The following is a 2,432-nucleotide window of genomic DNA, read 5'->3' as shown; positions in this document are numbered from 1 at the left end:
TTTACCCATTACTCATTACTGATTACTCATCACCAGTAATAAAGCTACGCTTTATTCCTACATAGCGTCACTTTAACCTAATATATCTACAAAAAATAAAAAAATCCCTTTAAAATCAAAGGGTTTAATTTACTGACTATCAATTTTTAATTTTTAATTGTTAACTTGTAAGTGGTACCGAGGGTCGGGTTCGAACCGACACGGGCTAAAAGCCCACCGGATTTTAAGTCCGATGCGTCTGCCAATTCCGCCACCTCGGCTTAGTACCAATTATCAAATTTTTAAATGGTGGAGGGGAGAGGATTCGAACCTCTGAAGGCTTCGCCGGCAGATTTACAGTCTGCTCCCTTTGGCCGCTCGGGAACCCCTCCATATTATTATTAAACTTGTTACAACTTTTTAAAAACTTCTAATCTTTCCTCATACAACAATTAATATATTATCATCTTCTTTTAAATCTGTCAAGAAAAAATCAAATTTTATTTGTGAAATTCAAATAATAAAGAATTACACCTCTATACTTTTAAGTTAACTCTTAATAGTAATAAAGCGTAGCTTTATTACTAGTGATGAGTGATGGGTAATGGGTAAAACCTTAAAACCTCAGACCCCATCCCCCTTAAGAGTTTCAAGAAACTCTTCATAGTTATTATCTTCACCAAAGTGATTGTGAAGATAATTTCCCTAAGCCCTTCCCCTTATCTAAGGAGGAGAGGGGGGTAGGGGGTTGAGGTGTGAGTTCTTGACTTTACTCATTACTCTTCACTCATTACCCATTACTAGTGGCACGAAAGTGACACTTTATTACTATATTCTGCTATTTAAGTCACTAGTTTTTATTCTCCGATAAAGCTCTTCTAACTTATCTTCACTTAAAAAACCTTCTGAGGCTGATTTTTCACCAATCTTATAAGAAGCAAATACTGTAGCTTTCTTTATTGCTTGGTAAGGATCTTTAGATTTATTATAAAAATGAATAAAAGCTGAAAAAAGAGAATCACCTGCCCCAACAGTATTTACAATTGGACGGGTATCTACTGCTGGTATCCTCTCTATAAAATTATCCTCCTTTACAGCCAATAGAGATCCCTTTTCTCCCAAACCTATCACTAGTACCTTTGGTCCATACCTATCTAATACCTTCTTTGCCCACTTCTCCGGAGTTGTTGGCAGTAACTGACCACTCATAAATAAGATATCAGACTTCTTCATAAACTCTTGGTTATACCCATCATCTAAATCTGAGATTGTATGTACATCTGTAGCAATTATCTTCTCCATACCTTTAACCTTATCTAAAAAGAATCGAGAAAAATTAATGTTGGTCAAGCAAACTATAGAAGCTTCCTTTACTCTTTCATCAAAGATCTCTACTGGATATCTGACATCTTGAATATCCTTAAGATCAGTATGTATCTGACGTTGGCCCGTCTTATCATAGACAATAATTGATTGTGGAGTTTCTTTTAGGTTAGTTAAAATATAATCTGTAGAAATATCAGCCTCCTTTAACTTATACCTTACCGAATCCCCTGCCAAATCATCTCCTACTAAACCTAAAAGTTCTGCTTTACTTCCTAAGGCTTTAAAAGCCTTAACTAAGTTATAGCCTACCCCCGAAACTGTACTATCTATCCCAAAGAAAGGATAATTCGCTGGATTATATTCTATAGGAAAACCTTCCACCTTTAATGTAGTCTCAATGTTAATTAATCCTGTTATCAGTATCTTATCCATCTTATTCTTTACCGAAAGCTTTTAATCAATAAACTTCGATAAAGATTCACCTCCTTAAAATATTTTAATTCTTTTTAATAGTTCTATATAAAAACAAATCATCCTTTATATTTACCATATTAGAAAGAGCCTTTAAAACTTGTAAGCACCTTTGCCTTTTGCTATAATAGATGAAGGAATTAATTGGTTACTAAAACAAAATTCTAAATAATATAATTAATAAAAAAGAAGATTGGAGTATTTTTAGGGGCAGCTATAGACCTTACTTTGGCTTTGTATAAAGTTAACCTTACTATTATTGTCCTTGGTGGAATTGGAGGATCGTTTATCTGGCAGCTTATCCTTTAGTTTTGTCATTATCAGTAGTTAGTTGACTTACTATTAAAATAATTTTAACGCTTTATAAACTAAGTTTGTGTATTAAAAAATCTTCTATTCCTTCACCTAAGTAAGTGAATGGTTATGTTTTACAAATAAATACCAAAAAAGAAATTAAACTCTTGTCAAAAAAGATTAACTATGCTATAATATTCGCATAAGATAATCCTATAAGTTTATAAGAAAATAAGGAGGGATTTGCAATGCGCAGAAAATCAATTTGTAAAGATTGTGGACACAGAAATTATGGTGCTGACATTTATTGTAGAAGCTGTAGTAGTGATTTAAACCAAGAAGACAACTCTTCTAAGAATCTA

General features: G+C 33.1%; 1 protein-coding gene and 2 tRNA genes. All 3 read right to left on the bottom strand.

Features of this window, described 5'->3' with window-relative positions:
• Positions 1-172: 172 nt before the first annotated feature.
• Positions 173-260 (bottom strand) — tRNA-Leu (locus HALSAC_RS0114510).
• A 26-nt stretch (positions 261-286) separates the two neighbouring features.
• Positions 287-371, bottom strand: a tRNA-Tyr gene (locus HALSAC_RS0114500).
• 436 nt (positions 372-807) lie between these two features.
• On the bottom strand, positions 808-1,737 hold the full coding sequence (locus tag HALSAC_RS0114495; RefSeq protein WP_027340864.1) for a carbohydrate kinase family protein: 930 nt from the start codon (positions 1,735-1,737) through the stop codon (positions 808-810).
• Positions 1,738-2,432: the final 695 nt, after the last annotated feature.

The sequence above is a fragment of the Halonatronum saccharophilum DSM 13868 genome (genome assembly GCF_000517025.1).
Lineage (GTDB): Bacteria > Bacillota > Halanaerobiia > Halobacteroidales > Halobacteroidaceae > Halonatronum > Halonatronum saccharophilum.
The sequence above is the reverse complement of the archived record's forward strand: the minus strand, read 5'-3'. Positions and strand labels throughout refer to the sequence as shown.